Source organism: Siminovitchia fortis, assembly GCF_007681465.1.
GTDB classification, from domain to species: domain Bacteria; phylum Bacillota; class Bacilli; order Bacillales; family Bacillaceae_C; genus Siminovitchia; species Siminovitchia fortis.
In genome coordinates, this window is the sequence record NZ_VEKZ01000011.1 from 40,561 (window position 1) to 59,403 (window position 18,843).

Sequence of the window (18,843 nt, forward strand, 5' to 3'; positions counted from 1 at the left end):
CTATGATTGGAATGTATGCAGCGGTGCCGCAAGTTTTATTTTCTTTTTTCCGGGATCTTTCGCATGTTTCGGCTCTTCCTGCTCTTGCTCTGCCGGAATTTCCAAATCAAAAATTTGCTTAAAGAGTGCAATTTTTTCCGAAGCATCCGGCTCACCGGAAAATTCCTTCACCTGTAGAATCGGGTCTTTCAGCAATTGGTTAATGATACTTTTAGTATGCTTGCTCAATACTTTTCTTTCGCGTTCCGTGAGGTCCGGAAGCTTCCGCTCAATGCTTTGCATCGTTTGCGCCTGAATGGACAAGGCTTTTTCACGCAAAGCCGTAATGACAGGGACGACGCCGAGCATATTCAGCCATTCCTTGAAATCCGTGATTTCTTTTTCAATCATATCCATGATTTTTTCGGCTGCCAATTTTCGCTCAGCTAAATTCGCCTGTACAATTCCTTGCAGATCATCAATATCATAGAGGAAGAAGCTGTCAATTTCTGAAATGGCGGGATCCAAGTCCCTTGGAACAGCAATATCAACAAGGAAAAGTGACCGTCCTCTCCTCATTTTATCAACCTGTGCCATCATGTCTTTCGTCAGAACGTATTCCGGCGAACCTGTGGAACTGATGACGATATCGGCTTCCATGACCGCACATTGAAGCTCGCCCAGCGGCTTGGCCTGTCCATCAAATTGATTCGCTAAATTCCTTGCTCTTTCCAGCGTACGGTTGACGACTGTGACTTTTGAAGCTCCGTTTGAATATAGGTTTTTGATGGCCAGCTCGCTCATCTTACCCGCTCCGATAATAAGCACGTGCTTGTCCTTCAATCGGCCGAAAACTTTTTTGGCAAGCTCAACTGCCGCATAACTGACAGAAACAGCATTTGCCCCGATTTCGGTTTCGGAGTGGGCACGCTTGGCCAATGTTACAGCCTGCTTCATTAAATAATTAAATATAGTTCCTGTTGTACCGTTTTCCTGGGCAAGCAGGAAGCTGTCCCTGATTTGGCCAAGGATCTGGGTCTCCCCAAGGATCATGGAGTCTAATCCGCAAGTAACTTTAAATAAATGTTCAACCGCACGGTCATGTTCATGAATGAATAAATGATCGGTAAAATCTTTTTGATCAATCTGGAACCATTCCGATAAAAACTCTTTAATATAATAACGGCCGGTATGAAGCTGGTCCACAACCGCATATACTTCCGTCCGATTGCAAGTGGAAACAATGACATTTTCCAAAATGCTCTTTTTATTTTTCAGTGCCGTCATAGCGGAAGCAAGATCGCCTTCAGCAAAGGCCAGGCGTTCCCGGACCTCAACCGGCGCTGTTTGATAATTCAAACCGACAACGATGATGTGCATATTAAAATAGGCACCTCCAAATGATAGCTCACTACCTTTAGTATATCACTACACATTAGAAGAATTCTAAAAAGATGTGAACAGAAAGCGAAACCTATGGTATATTTAAGTGCGAGGCGACTGCTTAGCCCCGAAAAGCACAAGGCTACTTGCGAGGAGGCAGGTCTTCAGCCGCCACAGCAAGGTGACTTGTGACCTCGAGGGGCTAGGAGCCGCAGCCGGATATCAGTTATGGGCGAGGCGACTGTTTTTCCCGCAATTTTTTTATCCTTACTGTCATTTAGCCTTAGCTTCCTATCTTAAAACCATTTTCAATCCTTTAGTACCATAGCAAATAAAAAGATGAAATACAAGCAAACGGTTGGGTGTGATTTTTTTGGCAAAAAAGGGAATGTTTTCAGGAGTCATCTTTTTAGGGTTTGGCCTTTACTTTCTTTTACAGCAATTTAACATACAAATTCTGCAAGGATTATATACTTGGCCTACCCTTGTCATTATTATTGGATGCGGCTTCCTTGCACAGGGCTACTTAGGCAAAGACCATGAGGCGATATTGCCGGGTGCTGTCATAACAGGAATGGGGATTCACTTTCACGTTGTCAATAAACTTGATATGTGGCAGGAGCATGCGGGGGTATTTTTATTGCTGATCGCTGTCGGCGTTTTACTTACTTATGTAAAAACGGGCGTCGGACTTATGGCGGGAATTCTATTTTTGGCGGCAGCTTCCTTGCTGCTATTTTTCGACCGGCTCGAAAACTGGGCTGTTGAGCATGGGCATGATGTATCATTGATCAGCAATTTCTGGCCGTTATTCTTCATTGCAGCCGGGGCATATTTTATATTTGCCCAAAGAAAGAAATAACGGACAGTGAACTTATACAGCTGTATGACTACCGAAGAAGCGGTGAAATTCCAAACGCTCGGTAAGGAATCCGGATAACCGCAGCCACTCTTTCGGCAATACGTTTCGGACATGCAAAAAAGGAAGGTGCCACTTACAATCAGCACCCTCCTATTTCTACCGAAACCTTTTGGTCAATACTTTCCATGCGGTTTCCTTGCCTTCTCCTGTTTCCGAAGAAAATATAATAAGTTCGTCTTCCGGTATCATATTCAGTTTTTCCTTTGTTATTTTCGAATGCTTTGACCATTTTCCCCTTGGGATTTTATCCGCTTTTGTTGCGATGACAACGCATGGAATTTCATAGTGTTTCAGAAAATCATACATCAATACATCATCTTCTGTCGGAGGATGGCGCAGATCAACGATCAACATGACAGCCCTTAGCTCTTTCCTTGTTGTCAGGTACGTTTCGATCATTTGCCCCCAGGCTTCCCGTTCCCTTTTGGATACTTTTGCAAATCCATATCCCGGAACGTCCACGAAGTAGAGCGTCTCCTCTATCCTGTAAAAATTCAACGTTTGCGTTTTGCCCGGTTTGGAAGATGTTCTGGCCAAGCTTTTGCGGTTGATCATTTTATTGATAAAAGAAGATTTTCCAACGTTGGATCTGCCGGCTAGTGCAAATTCCGGCAGTCCGTCATCGGGATATTGGTCAGGCTTAACGGCGCTGATCACCATTTCCACATTGTTTACTTTCATTTTGCCTCTCCCATCAAAGCTTTCTCCAATACTTCATCCATATGCGTCACTGGGATGAAGGTAAGATCTTTCTTTACGCTGTCAGGAATCTCATCAATATCTTTTTCATTATCCTTCGGTAAAATAATGGTCGTCAATCCGGCTCTGTGTGCACTCATCGACTTTTCTTTCACTCCGCCGATAGGCAGTACCCTTCCCCGAAGGGTGATTTCCCCGGTCATGCCGATTTCTTTTCTGATAGGTCGGCCTGTCAAAGCGGAAACAAGTGCTGTCGCAATCGTAATCCCTGCAGATGGCCCGTCCTTTGGAACTGCACCTTCAGGAACGTGAATATGGACATCGCACTTTTCATGAAAATCATCCGAAAGCTTCAAGTCTTCCGCTTTTGAACGGACATAGCTGAAAGCGGCTTGGGCAGACTCTTTCATGACATCGCCCAATTTTCCGGTCAAAATCAGCTTTCCTTTACCCGGAGTCAAGGATACTTCGATTTGAAGCGTATCGCCCCCAACTGTTGTATAGGCAAGTCCTGTGGCTACGCCCACCTGGTCTTCAAGCTCAGCCTGGCCATAGCGGTATTTTTTCTTGCCAAGAAGATCCTCGAAATTTTTCTCTGTAACAATGACTCTTTTCCGTTCCCCGGCTACGATGATTTTAGCCGCTTTTCTGCAAATGGATGCAAGCTGGCGTTCCAGTTCACGTACGCCCGCTTCCCTTGTATAATACCGGACAATCGCCTTGATGGCATCGTCTTTGATCTGGAGCTGGCTTTTCGTTAGCCCGTGTTCCTCCATCTGCTTCGGCAGCAGATGATCCTTGGCTATATGGATTTTTTCCAATTCTGTATAACCGGCTATTGTGATGATTTCCATTCTGTCCCTGAGCGGGCCGGGGATGGTTCCCAAGTCATTGGCCGTAGCAACGAACATGACCTTTGAAAGATCATACGTTTCTTCAATATAATGGTCGCTGAACGTCTTGTTCTGTTCAGGGTCCAACACTTCCAGCATCGCAGATGACGGATCACCGCGGAAGTCATTGGACATTTTATCAATCTCATCCAGCAAAAACACCGGATTCACTGTACCCGCTTTTCTCATCCCCTGAATGATCCGTCCGGGCATTGCCCCGACATAGGTGCGTCTATGTCCCCTGATCTCGGACTCATCTCTGACTCCTCCAAGAGAAATACGGACAAAATTCCTCCCCATGGATTCGGCAATAGAACGTGCAAGGCTGGTCTTTCCCACGCCAGGCGGGCCTGCCAGGCAAAGGATCGGGCTTCTTAAAGATTTGGTCAGCTGTTTGACTGCCAAAAATTCAAGTACACGCTCTTTCACATGTTTAAGTCCGTAATGGTCCCGTTCAAGAATCTTTTCCGCTTTGCGGATGTTCAGGTCATCTTTCGTCGCATTCGTCCATGGAAGTGATACAAGCCAATCGAGGTAATTCCGAATCACAGCACTTTCTGCCGATGTTGCGGGAACTTTCTCATACCTGTCCAGTTCCCTGAACGCAGTCATCTTGGCATGTTCCGTCATCCCGGCATTTTCTATTTTTTCGGTCAGCTCGGCCACTTCACCGACTTTTCCTTCTTTCTCGCCGAGCTCCTTTTGAATGGCTTTCATCTGCTCACGCAAATAATATTCTTTTTGGGTCCTCTCCATTGATTGCTTGACCCTTTGGCCGATTTTTTTCTCCAGATTGAGGACTTCTTTTTCATTATGGATGATTTCAATAACATTGCTGAGCCTGTCTTTTACATCGAATGTTTCCAGGATGTCCTGCTTGTCCTGCAATTTTAACGGCAAATGAGATGCAACGATGTCCGCCATCCGCCCAGGCTCCTCCATATCGGCGACTGTTGCAAACGTTTCGGCCGAGATCTTCTTGGACAGCTTTATATATTGCTCAAAGTATTCAAGCATTGTTCTCATTAAAGCCTGAATTTCCACATCTTTTTCCGTTTCATCTTCAAAAAGCTCAAGGGTGGCGGCAGCGAAATCATCTTTTACAATATAATCCTTCATTTTAGCCCGCGAAAGCCCTTCTACAAGAACCCGTATCGTACCGTTGGGGAGCTTGAGCATTTGCTTTACTTTCGTCAATGTACCAACTCTGTATATGTCGTCCTCACCAGGCTCATCAATTGAAGTATCTTTTTGAGTCGTCAAAAAAATAAGATGGTCGGTGAGCATCGCCTGCTCCAATGCCTGAACGGATTTCTCCCTTCCGACATCCAGATGTAGGACCATCGTCGGAAAAACAAGCATTCCACGCAATGGCAGCAGGGGAACGAACGCCTCTTTTTGTTTGGTCACATTCGTACACCTCCCAGTAATTTTCCTTCCATTAAAAAGAAGGACTTGAACATTACCACAATTTTAGCTTATATAGACGGTTCATGTCGAGGAACAGGCGTCGATGACTTTTGCCTCTTATGCTAAACACTCTTTTTCCCCTTTCCCTGAAGCATGTCCGTAAAAACGAAATCGTGGCCATTACTGCTGATCAATGCTCCTTTCAGCACTTCTTCGATCCTTTTCACCGGTATGACTTCAATTCCTTCGATGCTTCCCAAAATTGAACTCATGTTATCCTCAGGAATGAAAACTGTCCGGGCTCCTGAGAGTTTTGCAGCCTTCACCTTAGCCAAAACTCCTCCAACCGGCCTGATATCTCCTTGAATACCAATCTCCCCCGTCATGGCGACTGTATTATCGACCGGGACTTTATAAATGGCCGAATAAATTCCCACTGCCATGGCAATCCCCGCTGAAGGACCGTCAATCGGAATGCCTCCAGGAAAATTGACATGGATATCATATTGGTGTGCGGGTACCCCCATGGACCTGAGCACAGTTAGGACATTTTCCAATGATCCTTTTGCAAGGCTTTTTCTTCTGATCGATTTCCCTTGTCCATTGATGCTCTCTTCCTCAACGATTCCTGTAATATTGATGCTCCCTTTCTCTTGAGCCGGGATAACCGTCATTTCTATTTCCAGAAGAGCCCCGCCGTTTGGCCCTGTCACTGCCAAACCATTGACGATTCCGATGGCAGGGTTTGGGGAAACTTTTTTCTCATATTTGGGAACCAGTTGGCTTGCTTCGATGATCCATTCAACATCAGCGTCAAGTATATGTTTTCTTTGTTCTGTAATCGCCAAACCTGCAGCGATTTGGATCATATTGACCGCTTCTCTTCCGCTTGACGCATAGGAAGCGAGTGTGGATAAGCCGGAATCACTGATTGAAAGCTCCACTTTATCAGCAGCTTTTTTTGCAACACTCTTAATTTCATCGCGCTCCAACTCACGAAAGAAAACTTCCATACAGCGGGATCTGATGGCCGGCGGAATTTCGCTCGGTGTTCTGGTTGTGGCACCGACAAGCCTGAAGTCAGCAGGAAGGCCTTTTTGAAAAATATCGTGGATATGCGTTGGAATTTGATTATTCTCTTCACTGTAATAGGCACTTTCCAGAAAAACTTTCCGGTCTTCCAAAACCTTTAGCAGTTTATTCATTTGGATAGGGTGAAGTTCGCCAATTTCGTCTATGAACAATACCCCCCCATGGGCATTGGAAACGGCTCCTGGCTTCGGCTGCGGGATGCCCGCCTGTCCCATGGCGCCTGCCCCTTGATAAATGGGATCATGGACCGATCCGATCAAAGGATCCGCAATCCCCCGCTCATCAAAGCGGGCAGTAGTAGCGTCCAACTCTACAAAGGCGGCTGATCGGCGAAAAGGAGAGCTCCCGTACTTCTTGGCTTCCTCCAGTACCAGCCGGGCGGCGGCAGTTTTTCCAACTCCGGGAGGCCCGTAAATAATGACATGTTGCGGGTTCGGACCGCATAACGCAGCCTTTAATGCCTTGATCCCGTCTTCCTGCCCGACAATATCGCCAAAACTCGATGGCCGTACCCGCTCGGACAAAGGCTCAGTAAGCTTGATTGCGCGCATCCTTCTCAATTGTTCCATCTCTTTTCGGGATTCCTTGTCAATGGTTACCTTCTGCGTCCTTTGATTTTTTAACAGGTTAAAAAAATACAGCCCGATGACTGTTCCAAAAAACAACTGAATGAATAAGATGACGGCAGTCCAATTCATCATATTCCCTCCTGACCACTCTTTTTCGCATATGGGTAGTATCTCCGTACAAGATCAGGAATAAACGGAATATTTCATGTGAGCGCCATTCAATAATAGCAACAAAAAACCCGGGAAGCTGTCTGTCTCCCGGATTTTTAGATAAGTTTATGCAGTTCCCTTCAACACAGTTCCATCTTCAAGAACAAGCTTTGGCGGCTTCTCGTCAAGTACCGAACCTTTCGTGATGATACATTTCTTAATATCTTCACGTGAAGGAAGATCATACATAATATCAAGCATGATGCTTTCAATAATGGAACGGAGCCCGCGTGCACCTGTCTTGCGCTCGATCGCTTTTTTGGCGATCTCGCGAAGAGCGTCTTCTTCAAACTCAAGCTCGACATGATCAAGCTCCAGCATTTTCTGATACTGTTTGACGAGCGCATTCTTCGGTTGTGTCAATATTTGAACAAGCGCTTCTTCATCAAGCTGTTCCAGACTTGCAATGACAGGCAGGCGGCCGATAAATTCAGGAATCAGGCCGAACTGCAAAAGATCTTCAGGAAGGACTTTTGATAAAAGGCCTTTTGCTTCAATATCATCCTGCTTATTATCAGATCCAAAGCCAATCACCTTCTGTCCCAAGCGGCGCTTGATGATTTGCTCAATGCCGTCGAAAGCTCCGCCGCAAATGAAGAGGATGTTCGTTGTGTCCACCTGGATGAATTCCTGATGAGGGTGCTTGCGTCCGCCTTGGGGCGGAACACTGGCAGTTGTCCCTTCAAGGATTTTCAATAACGCCTGCTGGACACCTTCACCCGAAACATCGCGGGTGATTGAAGGGTTTTCGGATTTCCGCGCCACTTTATCGATTTCATCAATATAAATGATGCCTTTTTCCGCTTTCTCCACATCATAGTCTGCGGCCTGGATCAATTTTAAAAGGATGTTTTCCACGTCTTCGCCCACGTAGCCAGCTTCAGTCAATGAAGTGGCGTCGGCAATGGCGAACGGAACGTTCAAAATACGGGCAAGCGTTTGCGCAAGAAGGGTCTTACCGCTCCCTGTCGGCCCAATCAAACAAATATTACTTTTGGACAATTCAACATCATCAATCTTGCTGTTGGAATTGATCCGCTTATAGTGGTTATATACAGCAACAGCAAGCGCTTTCTTTGCCTGCTCCTGCCCAATGACGTAATCCTTCAGAATTTCACGGATTTCACGGGGCTTCGGAATGTCTTTGAATTCAAACTCTTCTTCTGTACCAAGCTCTTCTTCAACAATTTCCGTACAGAGTTCAATACATTCATCACATATATATACACCTGGCCCAGCGACCAGTTTACGGACCTGCTCCTGAGTTTTGCCGCAAAAAGAACATTTCAACTGTCCTTTTTCTTCATTAAATTTAAACAATGAACTCTCACCCCTTTTAATAACTATACCTTAGCTTCATTGCAAAGTTGTTGCAGATGTTAAATAGTTATGTATTGCATTGTAGCATATTTTATGAACAAATATACACTTTTTCGCTCAGTAGAGATTATTATGTATGGGCCTGTACTTTTATTTATTGTAAAACAAGGCACGAGTACCCGCGCCTTGTTTTTTGTTAAGGAAATTATAAAATGCTCAGGTTGTGAGTAACTTATTTGTCACTTAATGCTGCGTCCGGCTCCGACGGACAGGAGGTCCTAGTGTCGCCGGCGCCACAGGACGTGGCGCTTTAAGGCGGCCAGCGCCTATCGACTAGCAGACTTCGCACCTCCTCCTACGATAAGTCAACATCGGCTCCTTCGTCGCCGTGTTTCCTTTATCTCGTCAAAGGTACTCCAGTCTGTACGTCGATAAACAGGCGCTTGCGCCTTTGTTCTATCATATGTTGAGTTTTTCAACGTTATGTTTGTAAATGCTATGCGCCGGCCCTGTTATCAACAAGGAAGTCGACTGCTTTTTGAATCTTAAGGTCTGCCTTGATTTGATCAGTATTGCCACCAAACGCTTCTTTAATGCTTTCAACTGGCATGCTGTACATATCAGCCATTTTTTGAAGCTCTTTATCCACATCTTCTTCGCTTGGCTCAAGATTTTCTGCTTTTGCAATCGCCTCAAGCGTCAAATTCATGCGGACACGTTTTTCAGCATCTTCTTTCATTTGGCTTTTTAGGGCTTCTTCGTCCTGCCCGGAAAATTGGTAGTAAAGATCCAGGTTCATGCCCTGCGTTTGAAGACGTTGCTCGAACTCATTCATCATGTTTTTCAGCTCATTTTCAACCATCACTTCCGGCAGGTCGATCTCTGCATTTTCAGTTGCCTTTTCAACCAGAGAGTCGCGGAGCTTATGGTCTGCCTCATGCTCTTTATTCTTTGTCAGGCGTTCCTTGATGGAAGCTTTCAGTTCATCGAGTGTTTCAGCTTCTTCATCTACGTCTTTTGCGAACTCATCGTCAAGCTCAGGAAGTTCTTTTGTTTTGATTTCGTGAACTTTCACTTTGAACACAGCAGGCTTTCCAGCCAATTCTTCCGCATGGTATTCTTCAGGAAAAGTGACAGATACGTCTTTTTCCGCTCCGGCTTCAACGCCTACAAGCTGTTCTTCAAATCCGGGAATGAAACTTCCGGAACCAAGTTCCAGCGAATAGTTCTCAGCTTTGCCGCCTTCGAACGGCTTATCATCGACAAATCCTTCGAAGTCGATTGTGACTGTGTCGCCTTCCTCTGCTGTACCTTCTTCCTTGACGACAAGCTCAGCTTGGCGCTCTTGAAGATTTTTTAATTCATTTTCAACATCTTCATCTGTGACTTCCGTATCGATTTCTTCCCCTTCAAGGCCTTTATAATCACCGAGTTTTACCTCCGGTTTCACGATTACTGTAGCTTTGAAGATCAACTCTTTCCCTTTTTCCATTTGCTCGATATCAATTTCAGGCTGATCAACCGGTTCAATGCCTGTTTCTTCCACAGCAGAAGTATAAGCCTCAGGAAGAATGGCATCCAACGCATCCTGGTAAAGGGATTCTACGCCAAAACGCTTTTCAAAAAGTGAACGGGGAATTCTTCCCTTGCGGAAACCCGGAATGTGTACTTGTTTTACAACTTTTTTAAACGCTGTATCAAGGCCTTTATCAAAAGTTTCCTGATCAACCTCAACTGTAAGGACTCCTTGATTACCCTCTAACTTTTCCCATTTTGCTGACATATTCATTACCTCCAACTACATATCTTTCGATAAATCTCTTATGTAAATCTTATTTTTTGATCTTACAATAGATGGCATAACCATTATATTATAACATAGCTTTTCAACTATTTAAAGGGAAGAAAAATTAAACAGTTGAAGGTGAATGCTGTTCAAGATCAAAAACAAATGAAATGGCCTGATCCAATTCAGCCGGGTCTACCTGGAACTTTTTGGCCGTTTTTTCATTGCTCCAATTCTCTCCGTACATTTCATGGCCGAAACCCCTGTATGCCGCTGCCCAAAGTGCAGGATTGCTCGGAGTGAACTCAAAGGGAAACAAAAGAAATTGATGGCGGAGGATCATTTCCTCCAATTGCTCAAGCAATACAGGATTCTCATTTTCCAACTCCTCATTCAATTTGGCTATTACAGCCTGGTAAAGGGGCATCTCCATCAAGTCGGGAAGTTCAGAGGGAATCACTGCGCTGTCATAATCAAACTTCTTCACTTGTACCGGCGTTTGTACCTGATGTTCCCTTAGCACATTCAAAGCGGCTGTCTGTAAAAATGGATGCGCCTGGCTGTCCTTCAAGAGATTCAGTAAAGAAGCTTTGTAAGGCTGAATATTTTTATTCGCCAAGCCGCTAATAAAAATCAATTGCTCCCTAAAGCCGCCTTTGCCAAAGCCGGATTCCGCGGACTTTTGGGAGGGGCCGCCGTTATGCTCCTTATTGTCCAATGTCCTTTTACTGAACTTTAATAACGTTTGATAATGCTCCCGCTTTTCCGGCGGAACATGCTGCTCCTCAAAAAGGGTTTCCAGTGTATGAACAACCTGCTCATGCATGTTTAACTGCATCAATATCATCAAGTAGAGATCAATGATTTCATAATAGTCACCGATCCCTTTATGAAGCATGTCCTCTGTTTTTTCCTTCGCCTTTTGATAATCGCCGCTTTCGTAATAAGCCACCGCGAGAGCCATATCGATTTCATCATCGTCATGGTCGAGTTCCCTTGCCTGTTCAAAAAAATGTGCCGCTTCCTCAAATTGCCGGTCTTTCAAACTTTCCATTCCAAATTGAAAGAGCCGCTTTTTTAACCCCGGAAATAAAATAATGTTGTCTTTTTCCATATATAACCCTTCCCAATAGCAGAACGAGCTCACCCTTTTAATGTAAGATAGTTTAGCATGTGGTTGTTTGAAAAACAAACTTCTGGCAAAAACCTCTATCGACAGGAAGGAATATTTCAAATTTTTATAGAATATATGTAAATATATGCATAGGACAAAATAACACAATTTTTTCGTTCTCTTACTTATACCCATTTGTCCAGTGCTTAATCATCCGTAAAAGCAGCCATGTAATAAGCTCGGGAAAGGAGTGGTACTAACTGGCGCATGCACTGAAGGGTGTCAAGGTGTTGGATCTGTCAAGAGTACTTGCAGGCCCTTATTGTTCAATGATTTTAGGTGACCTGGGAGCAGAAGTGGTAAAAGTGGAGACCCCTGACGGAGGGGATGACACAAGAAAATGGGGGCCGCCTTTTCAAAAGGGGGTCAGCGCCTATTACCTATGTGCTAACCGAAACAAGAAAAGCATGACAGTGAATTTGAAATCGTCGGAAGGAAAAGACATCATCAAAAAGCTTGTCAAAGAAAGTGACGTCATTATCCACAATTTTAAGACCGGGACGATGGAACGGCTCGGACTCTGTTACGACACCCTTAAAAACATTAACCCTGGCATCATTTATTGTTCCATCACAGGGTTTGGTGAAACCGGACCTTATAAAAACCTGCCCGGCTATGATTTTATCATTCAGGCAATGAGCGGTTTCATGAGCATAACAGGGGATGAAGATTCCGGACCGCAAAAAGTTGGAATCGCTATCACAGACGTATTGACAGGCTTATATTCTTGTATCGGAATTCAAGCGGCATTGCTGGAACGGGAACGGTCAGGCATTGGCCAGAAAATCGACATCGCATTATATGACAGCGCGGTCAGCGCCCTGATTAATGTCGCCAGCAATTTTTTAATGTCGGGACAAACCCCGCAAGCCTTGGGTAACAGCCATCCGAATATTGTTCCGTATCAAACTTTTCAAACCAAAGACAGCGATATTGTGGTTGCTGTCGGCAACGACCGGCAATTTGCGGTTTTATGCCGGCTGATGGGGTTTGAGGAATTGGCGGAGGATCCAAGATTTTTAACGAATCCGAAGCGAGTGGAAAATCGGGAAGTACTGATACCGATTTTACAAAAGCGGCTGATGGAAGCAGGTTCCGATGAATGGATCCGTTCTTTCCGTGAAAACAATATTCCATGCGGTCCGATCCAAACCGTCAATCATTTGGAGAATGACCCTCAGCTTCAGGCGAGGGACATCATCCAATCCATTGAACATCCTACAGCAGGCAGAATCAGATTGATCGGAAGCCCGTTAAAGCTTTCGCGAACCCCTGCCAAAGTACGCTATTATCCGCCTGATGCCGGGGAACACACAAACGAAATACTGATGGAACTTGGATATGATGAAGATTTGATCGGGTTTTTAAGGAAAAACAAAATCATTTGACGAGGGGTGCTGTAATTGAATTTCGACTTTAGCGATGAACAAATCATGTTAAGAAAAACGGTACGGAACTTTGTAGACAAGGAAATCATGCCCCATATAGCTGAATGGGATGAAAAAGGAGAATTTCACTCCGAGATCATTACCGATTTGGCGAAACTCGGCTTGATGGGAGTCTGCATCCCGGAAAAATACGGCGGGAGCGGAATGGACTATAATTCACTTGCGATTGTTTGCGAAGAGCTGGAAAGAGGCGATACGGCTTTTCGTACAGCCGTGTCTGTACATACCGGATTAAACAGCATGACGCTGCTTCAGTGGGGAACGGAGGAGCAGAAGCAAAAATATCTGGTCCCCCAGGCTAAAGGAGAAAAGATCGGCGCTTTCGGATTGACTGAGCCGAATGCAGGATCCGATGTTGCCGCCCTTCAATCAACGGCAGTCAGGGATGGCGACCATTATATACTGAATGGGCAAAAAACATGGATTTCCCTTTGTGATGTGGCCGACCACTTCCTCGTTTTCGCTTATACTGATAAAAATAAAAAACATCATGGGATTTCGGCTTTCATCGTGGAAAGAACGATGGAGGGATTTTCCTCCAAGGCGATCAAGGGCAAATTGGGAATTCGCGCCGGCAATACGGGAGAAATATTCTTTGAAAATATGAAAGTCCCCAAAGAAAACCTTCTGGGAGAAGAAGGGGAAGGTTTTAAAATTGCGATGTCCGCTTTGGACAGCGGACGCTTCACAGTGGCGGCAGGAGCCTGCGGGCAGATCATGGCCTGTCTGGAAGCAAGCGTCAAATACTGTCATGAGCGGGAAACCTTCGGCAAGAAAATCGGTGACCACCAGCTTGTCAAACAGATGATTGCCAACATGGAAGCTGGGCTGCAAATGAGCCGCCTTCTTGTGTACCGCGCAGGGGAATTGAAGAATAAAGGGGTGCGGAATACGAGAGAAACATCCCTTGCCAAATGGCAAGCGTGCGATTTTGCCAATAAAGCAGCAGATGACGCCGTTCAAATTCACGGAGCTTATGGTTATTCAAACGAATATCCAGTAGAGCGGTATTTGAGGAATTCCAAAGCTCCTGTAATATATGAAGGAACTCGCGAAATCCACACGATTATGCAGGCTGATTATGTCCTCGGCTACCGCGAGGATAAGCAGTTGAACAAAATGCTTCCTCCGTGGCCTTTTGAAGATTAGAAAAATAGAAGATGCCGTCCAGAAAATTGCGATAAAGTGATTTCCTGGGCGGCTTTTTTATGTTGAGTCTTTTAGTAAAGGAAAGTAAAGGTTCATTTTAATAGTGCCGGGTTGACGGAAATCGCTGATGCGATAATGAGCACTGATTACCGTATTGGTGACCGTTTTGCGCAGCAATCTCAATTAACGGGCACCTTTCTCTCTGTGTTCTTCCTCTTATTGCCTCTTTTCAACAATATGCACACCTCTTTTAGCCATTTCTTTTATATAGATCTCCCCTGGAACAATCTGCTCCGGCGGATATACACCCTTCCGGGTTATTCTCCCATCCCCTATCATCTGTGCTACGGCTGATATCGTATAAGCCGTCGCTCTTGCCATCGCAGTCACTTGATGCGAACGGTCTTTATACGTCACCATTTCATACTCGTAAATTCTGTCTTTTCCCCCTGCCTCCCCCGCTACAATCACTCTGAGCAAAACGACATCATCCTTATCCTTCAAATCAACGACAGGCTGCAATACTTTTAATAAAACATCACGCGGCTTGACCTGCTGTCCTCCGACTTCCACGCTATAATCACTGCGCGTCAAGTTCAGATCTACAAGCAATTTGAATTTTTCACAATGGCCGGGATATCGGATTGTTTTATATTCCAGAGTTTCAAGGTCTGGATAGGACTTTGAAAGTGTGGATGTACCACCTGAAGTATGGAAGGCCTCCAATGGAGCGAACTTTTCAAAATATACTTTTTCCACCTCCGATAAAGATGGAATTTCCCGTACCTTTCCATCACGTATGACCAAGGAAGGGTCTGTATAATGGTCGAGCACACCTTCCATTGAAAAAACATGATTATATTCCAGAGGGGGCTCCGGCCGCAAGGGAATTCCCCCAACATACAGCCTGATAGATTTCGGATTGCTTAATTTGCCTGCACCATAACCGGATAAAATATTGATCATGCCAGGCGCTACCCCAAGATCCGGGATGATTGTGACATTGGCAGTTTTCGCTTTATCATGAAGGGCGAGCACCTTATCCGTCATATGTCCGATATGGCCGCCCAAATCAACGGAATTTGTTCCCGCCAAAATAGCGGCCTTAGCCACCTGTTCATTAAAAGAATAAAACAAGGCATTGATGACAACATCATATCCCCGCAGAAACTGAACAAGATCCTGAAAGTTTCCGGCATCCAGTTGAAACGCTTTGACCTTTGGTGAACCGACCGTCCGGCATACAGCCTCCGCCTGATCGAAATAAATATCCGCTATTCCAATCTCTTTCACACTTTCCGACCCTGCAAGATCACGCACTGCTTCCTTCCCCATAAGCCCCGCTCCCAAAACGGCTATTTTCAATGGACTCACTCCCCTTCTCTTTACACATTCTATGTTTAAAAGTATGGAAGAATTATCAGGTATATTTTCAATTGCCGTTCTTTTTCCAAAATCTGCTTGATTAAACAGTCTCTGATGATAAAATAGACTTTGTTTTCATGTTCCTTAATTATTAGAGGCGTAAAACAGTCTACATAATCATCGGAGGAGTTCAATTAACATGAACAGCATCTTTGGAGTCATTTTCATCTTACTTTTAATAGGTACAGTTACAGCAGCGACATCCAAGCGAAAAATAATTGTTTCCGTCGCTGCTGTCAGCCTGCTGGCTTTGGCCGGCTGCTCTGACATTGGCAGCACATCTGTGGATAGGAAAACAGATGAGATTCAAGCAGCTGATACAGAGACACAACAGGAAAAAGAACAGGAGCCATCATCAACAACCGAGCAGAAGCCAGTTAAAGAAAAATCCACTGACACATCCGGCACAGTCGATCAGATCCCTGTAACACTTGTCAAAACGATAGACGGTGACACGATCAAAGTCCGATACAATGGTAAAGAACAAAACGTCCGTTACCTTCTAATTGATACACCGGAAACAAACCACCCGCGCTTGGGAAAGCAGCCTTTCGGCGAAGAAGCGAAGGAGCGCAACGCGCAACTGGTCAACAGTGGTGATCTGACACTTGAGTTCGATATCGGGGAACGTGTCGATAAATATGGACGATTGCTGGCCTATGTATATGTCGACGGGAAAAGTGTGCAAGAAACTTTATTGGAGGAGGGCTTGGCTCGAGTTGCCTATGTTTACCCTCCAAATACAAGGCATTTAACCCCTTACGAAGAAACACAAAATCGAGCCAAAGCGAAAGGGATCGGCATTTGGTCGATCGAAAACTATGCGACAGAATCAGGTTTTAAAGAATCTTCTGCCGGAGAGTCAGGAGATTCACAGCAACCCGCCCCTGACCGCCGGCCTTTTGAACCGGCAGGCGGAACGGAATCTTTTCAGAACTGTACGGAACTAAGAAAGGTCTATCCGAATGGAGTGCCCGAAGGCCATCCGGCCTATCAGCCAAAAATGGACAGGGATAAAGATGGATATGCATGTGAGAGATGAGGAACAGCCCGGGTTGGGCTGTTTTTTTAGGCAGATGAAGCAAAGAATAAAAGCTATACAAAACGGTACGGAAAGATACTATAATGAAGATATAACAACCGGGCAAAACCACAATTTCAATAAAAACTTTTAGTATGGGGGTGTAAAATTGAACGAGGGAATTTTGAATCAAATTTTAGCGAGTGTACAGGGCTTAACCGTTCAAGTAAAGTCTGTTAAAGATGAGGTACAGAGTGTAAAAAGTGACGTACAAGGTCTTAAGGATGAAGTGCAAAGCATTAAAAGTGATGTGCAAGGCGTCAAGGATGAAGTACAGAGGGTAAAAAGTGACGTGCAAGGCGTTAAAGATGAAGTACAGGGCGTTAAAAGTGACGTGCAAGGCGTTAAGGATGAAGTGCAGAGCGTTAAAAGTGATGTGCAAGGCGTTAAGGATGAAGTGCAAAGCGTTAAAAGTGACGTACATGGCGTTAAAGATGAAGTGCAGAGCGTTAGGTCCCAAATGAATAACAGATTTGATGCGCTGGAAACACGCATGTCAAGCATGGAACTGAAAATGCATGATTTAAAAGAAGAAATGAAGGAATTAGGAACGGATAATATTTCGGTGAAGCAGGCAGTCATTGAGACTAATAAAGTTGTAAAACGCATTGAACAAACACAAGAGAGACATGAACGGACTTTGGACTTGCTCTCCAGGCGTTCTATAGATCAAGAAGCGGAAATCAAACGAATTAAATAGGATTTTCAAAAAAATAATACATCTTCCCAAATCTGCTCCTATATTGGCGGACACAATGTTTCTGATACAAAAAAACTGAGGAAGGGGTCCTCAGTTTTTCAAGTTTTCTATGAAATGTTCAAGCCTATCCAGCGACTGCAAATTCCGGTTGCACTCTTGGCTGTCATCGCAAATATAATTCCCGCGGTTGGTGAACGTTTCTTTCCCGCTTTTTACATTTGCCATGAACAACCCCACTTCCCCATGGCGATTGCATAAAGAACAAATCCCTTTTGTTTTATGCCTGAACGTACCATGAACCCCCATTAACTTCTCTTTGTAATCGAAAATGAGGAATTTTTTGTCGGAACGGATATCATACCAGCCCAAATAGGTTGTTTCAGTAAAATCGATTTCCTTTAAAAACTGCAGTTTCAATTTCCCTGCTTTTGGAAAAAGCTTTCCTACCGTTTTTTCCGTTACCGGCTTAAAAGGAATGACATATGTTTTTAGATCGGCCAGAAAATTTTTCGCCTGAATATCTTCTTCAATTTCGGCAATTTCATCAAAAATCTGATGCTCTTCGATCTCAGGAAACAGATTCATTATTTTGTCCACCGCACCATATTTGACTGCTTTCAGAACGGATGGATCCTTGACTGTAGAATGGGCATGCACCAAATGCTTCACTTGAAATTTAATAAAGTTAAATTGGTCACACCTGATAAAAGGTTGTATTTCGTTATGGCTTGTCATTATTATTAGCTCCTTATTGTAGTATAAAAATTAGAGTAAGAGACAAAGCCATTTATAAAAATTAGGCGATGATCAGATCGTCTACCTCATGCAAAGTATCGCCTGTTTTATAAGAGGCTTTGCATGAGACGCCGCAAATTCTGGCGGAAATATGTTCGCCATCTTATATCACCTCCAGTGAATACGTATATTGTACAACAATTCGAGGGTGTTGGTAAGTATATTTTGATTTTCTTGAAATGGTGGCTTAGGAAAATATTGTCCTAAAACTTGCCCATTTTTTAAATTTGTCCGCATATCCCTAGCTCGTTTTACATGGACCTGCATAATTTGTATTAATCCTATAAGGTGGTGATATTCATGGGATTTTATGGTTGTGGGCGCAGATGCGGATACGGCGGTTATGGATATGGCGGAGGATACGGCATGCGTAGTTCCTTTGTATTAATCGTGGTGCTGTTCATTCTGTTGATTATTATCGGCGCCTCTATATATTAAGTTAAACAGCCTCCGCACATCCGGACCATTTCCGAATCCATTTTTCGGCTCATCTTAACCTCAAGGAGCGCTTTATTCAAGCGCTCTTTTCAGCTAAAACTGCTCTTTTCCTTTAAATACAGATGTAATGAACTTGACTAAGAAAGGCTTTTGATACAGATAACCGGACGTGTGTTTCCACGCTTCTCGGTTGATTTGATTTAGCAGGCGTTTTTGTTCATTTATCATATATTGATACTCATAAAGATTCATCGTAAGCCTCCCTTCAGCTATATTTGGTTCCTATGTTTATTTTAAGCATTGATCATCTTGATAAAATCGTACTTGTGTCTAAAATTTGCATACAAAAAAGGCCTTATCAAGATAAGAC

Annotated in this window: 16 protein-coding genes; 6 read left to right on the forward strand and 10 right to left on the reverse strand. The window is 44.3% G+C overall.

All coding sequences use genetic code 11. The features are described from left to right. Entirely contained in the window at positions 1 to 1,359 is a 1,359-nt protein-coding gene (gene hemA / locus FS666_RS05835) for a glutamyl-tRNA reductase (protein WP_120072685.1), read from the reverse strand. A gap of 367 nt (positions 1,360 to 1,726) precedes the next feature. Between hemA and FS666_RS05840 the strand changes: the two genes are divergently transcribed. Further along, complete coding sequence (locus tag FS666_RS05840) at positions 1,727 to 2,224, forward strand: LiaI-LiaF-like domain-containing protein (RefSeq protein ID WP_244943855.1); 498 nt, start codon at positions 1,727 to 1,729, stop codon at positions 2,222 to 2,224. A 156-nt stretch (positions 2,225 to 2,380) separates the two neighbouring features. Here the strand turns inward: FS666_RS05840 and yihA are convergent, their stop codons facing one another. The 6 genes from yihA to FS666_RS05870 form a co-directional block, all read right to left on the reverse strand. Further along, positions 2,381 to 2,965 (reverse strand): ribosome biogenesis GTP-binding protein YihA/YsxC, encoded by a 585-nt coding sequence (gene yihA / locus FS666_RS05845; RefSeq protein WP_120072681.1) that lies wholly within the window; start codon positions 2,963 to 2,965, stop codon positions 2,381 to 2,383. Further along, complete coding sequence (lon, locus tag FS666_RS05850) at positions 2,962 to 5,286, reverse strand: endopeptidase La (protein WP_144461359.1); 2,325 nt, start codon at positions 5,284 to 5,286, stop codon at positions 2,962 to 2,964. The genes yihA and lon overlap by 4 nt, the downstream gene beginning before the upstream one ends. 122 nt (positions 5,287 to 5,408) lie before the next feature. Beyond that, the gene (lonB, locus tag FS666_RS05855; protein WP_120072677.1) at positions 5,409 to 7,076 is read right to left on the reverse strand and encodes an ATP-dependent protease LonB; all 1,668 of its coding nucleotides are present in this window, start codon (positions 7,074 to 7,076) and stop codon (positions 5,409 to 5,411) included. Between the two features lie 147 nt (positions 7,077 to 7,223). After that, complete coding sequence (gene clpX / locus FS666_RS05860; RefSeq protein WP_120072675.1) at positions 7,224 to 8,477, reverse strand: ATP-dependent protease ATP-binding subunit ClpX; 1,254 nt, start codon at positions 8,475 to 8,477, stop codon at positions 7,224 to 7,226. Between the two features lie 496 nt (positions 8,478 to 8,973). Beyond that, a complete protein-coding gene (tig, locus tag FS666_RS05865; RefSeq protein WP_120072672.1) occupies positions 8,974 to 10,260 on the reverse strand; it encodes a trigger factor in 1,287 nt (428 codons plus the stop codon). 127 nt (positions 10,261 to 10,387) lie between these two features. Continuing rightward, the gene (locus tag FS666_RS05870; RefSeq protein ID WP_164876330.1) at positions 10,388 to 11,377 is read right to left on the reverse strand and encodes a tetratricopeptide repeat protein; all 990 of its coding nucleotides are present in this window, start codon (positions 11,375 to 11,377) and stop codon (positions 10,388 to 10,390) included. A 260-nt stretch (positions 11,378 to 11,637) separates the two neighbouring features. Between FS666_RS05870 and FS666_RS05875 the strand changes: the two genes are divergently transcribed. Then, positions 11,638 to 12,825, forward strand: coding sequence for a CaiB/BaiF CoA transferase family protein (locus FS666_RS05875; protein ID WP_120072668.1), 1,188 nt, complete (start codon positions 11,638 to 11,640; stop codon positions 12,823 to 12,825). A 15-nt stretch (positions 12,826 to 12,840) separates the two neighbouring features. Beyond that, positions 12,841 to 14,034 (forward strand): acyl-CoA dehydrogenase family protein, encoded by a 1,194-nt coding sequence (locus tag FS666_RS05880; RefSeq protein ID WP_120072666.1) that lies wholly within the window; start codon positions 12,841 to 12,843, stop codon positions 14,032 to 14,034. A gap of 216 nt (positions 14,035 to 14,250) precedes the next feature. Here the strand turns inward: FS666_RS05880 and FS666_RS05885 are convergent, their stop codons facing one another. Then, entirely contained in the window at positions 14,251 to 15,399 is a 1,149-nt protein-coding gene (locus tag FS666_RS05885; protein ID WP_144462776.1) for a saccharopine dehydrogenase family protein, read from the reverse strand. 199 nt (positions 15,400 to 15,598) lie between these two features. On the opposite strand from FS666_RS05885, the gene FS666_RS05890 reads away from it, so the two are divergent. Together FS666_RS05890 and FS666_RS05895 are read left to right on the forward strand one after the other, a co-directional pair. Beyond that, positions 15,599 to 16,501 carry a thermonuclease family protein gene (locus FS666_RS05890; protein ID WP_144462778.1) on the forward strand — a complete coding sequence of 301 codons (903 nt, stop codon included), beginning with the start codon at positions 15,599 to 15,601 and terminating at the stop codon, positions 16,499 to 16,501. A 148-nt stretch (positions 16,502 to 16,649) separates the two neighbouring features. Then, positions 16,650 to 17,240 (forward strand): coiled-coil domain-containing protein, encoded by a 591-nt coding sequence (locus FS666_RS05895; RefSeq protein WP_144462780.1) that lies wholly within the window; start codon positions 16,650 to 16,652, stop codon positions 17,238 to 17,240. Between the two features lie 90 nt (positions 17,241 to 17,330). Here FS666_RS05895 and FS666_RS05900 read toward each other — a convergent pair whose 3' ends face one another. Next, positions 17,331 to 17,975: a FusB/FusC family EF-G-binding protein gene (locus FS666_RS05900; protein WP_144462781.1), complete on the reverse strand. Its 645-nt coding sequence runs from the start codon at positions 17,973 to 17,975 to the stop codon at positions 17,331 to 17,333. A gap of 360 nt (positions 17,976 to 18,335) precedes the next feature. Here FS666_RS05900 and FS666_RS05905 point away from each other — a divergent pair, with 360 nt between their 5' ends. Then, a complete protein-coding gene (locus tag FS666_RS05905) occupies positions 18,336 to 18,473 on the forward strand; it encodes a YjcZ family sporulation protein (RefSeq protein ID WP_144462783.1) in 138 nt (45 codons plus the stop codon). Positions 18,474 to 18,566: 93 nt separating this feature from the next. On the opposite strand, the gene FS666_RS19705 is transcribed toward FS666_RS05905, so the two are convergent. Then, positions 18,567 to 18,725 (reverse strand): hypothetical protein, encoded by a 159-nt coding sequence (locus tag FS666_RS19705; RefSeq protein WP_186306566.1) that lies wholly within the window; start codon positions 18,723 to 18,725, stop codon positions 18,567 to 18,569. Positions 18,726 to 18,843 lie beyond the last annotated feature (118 nt).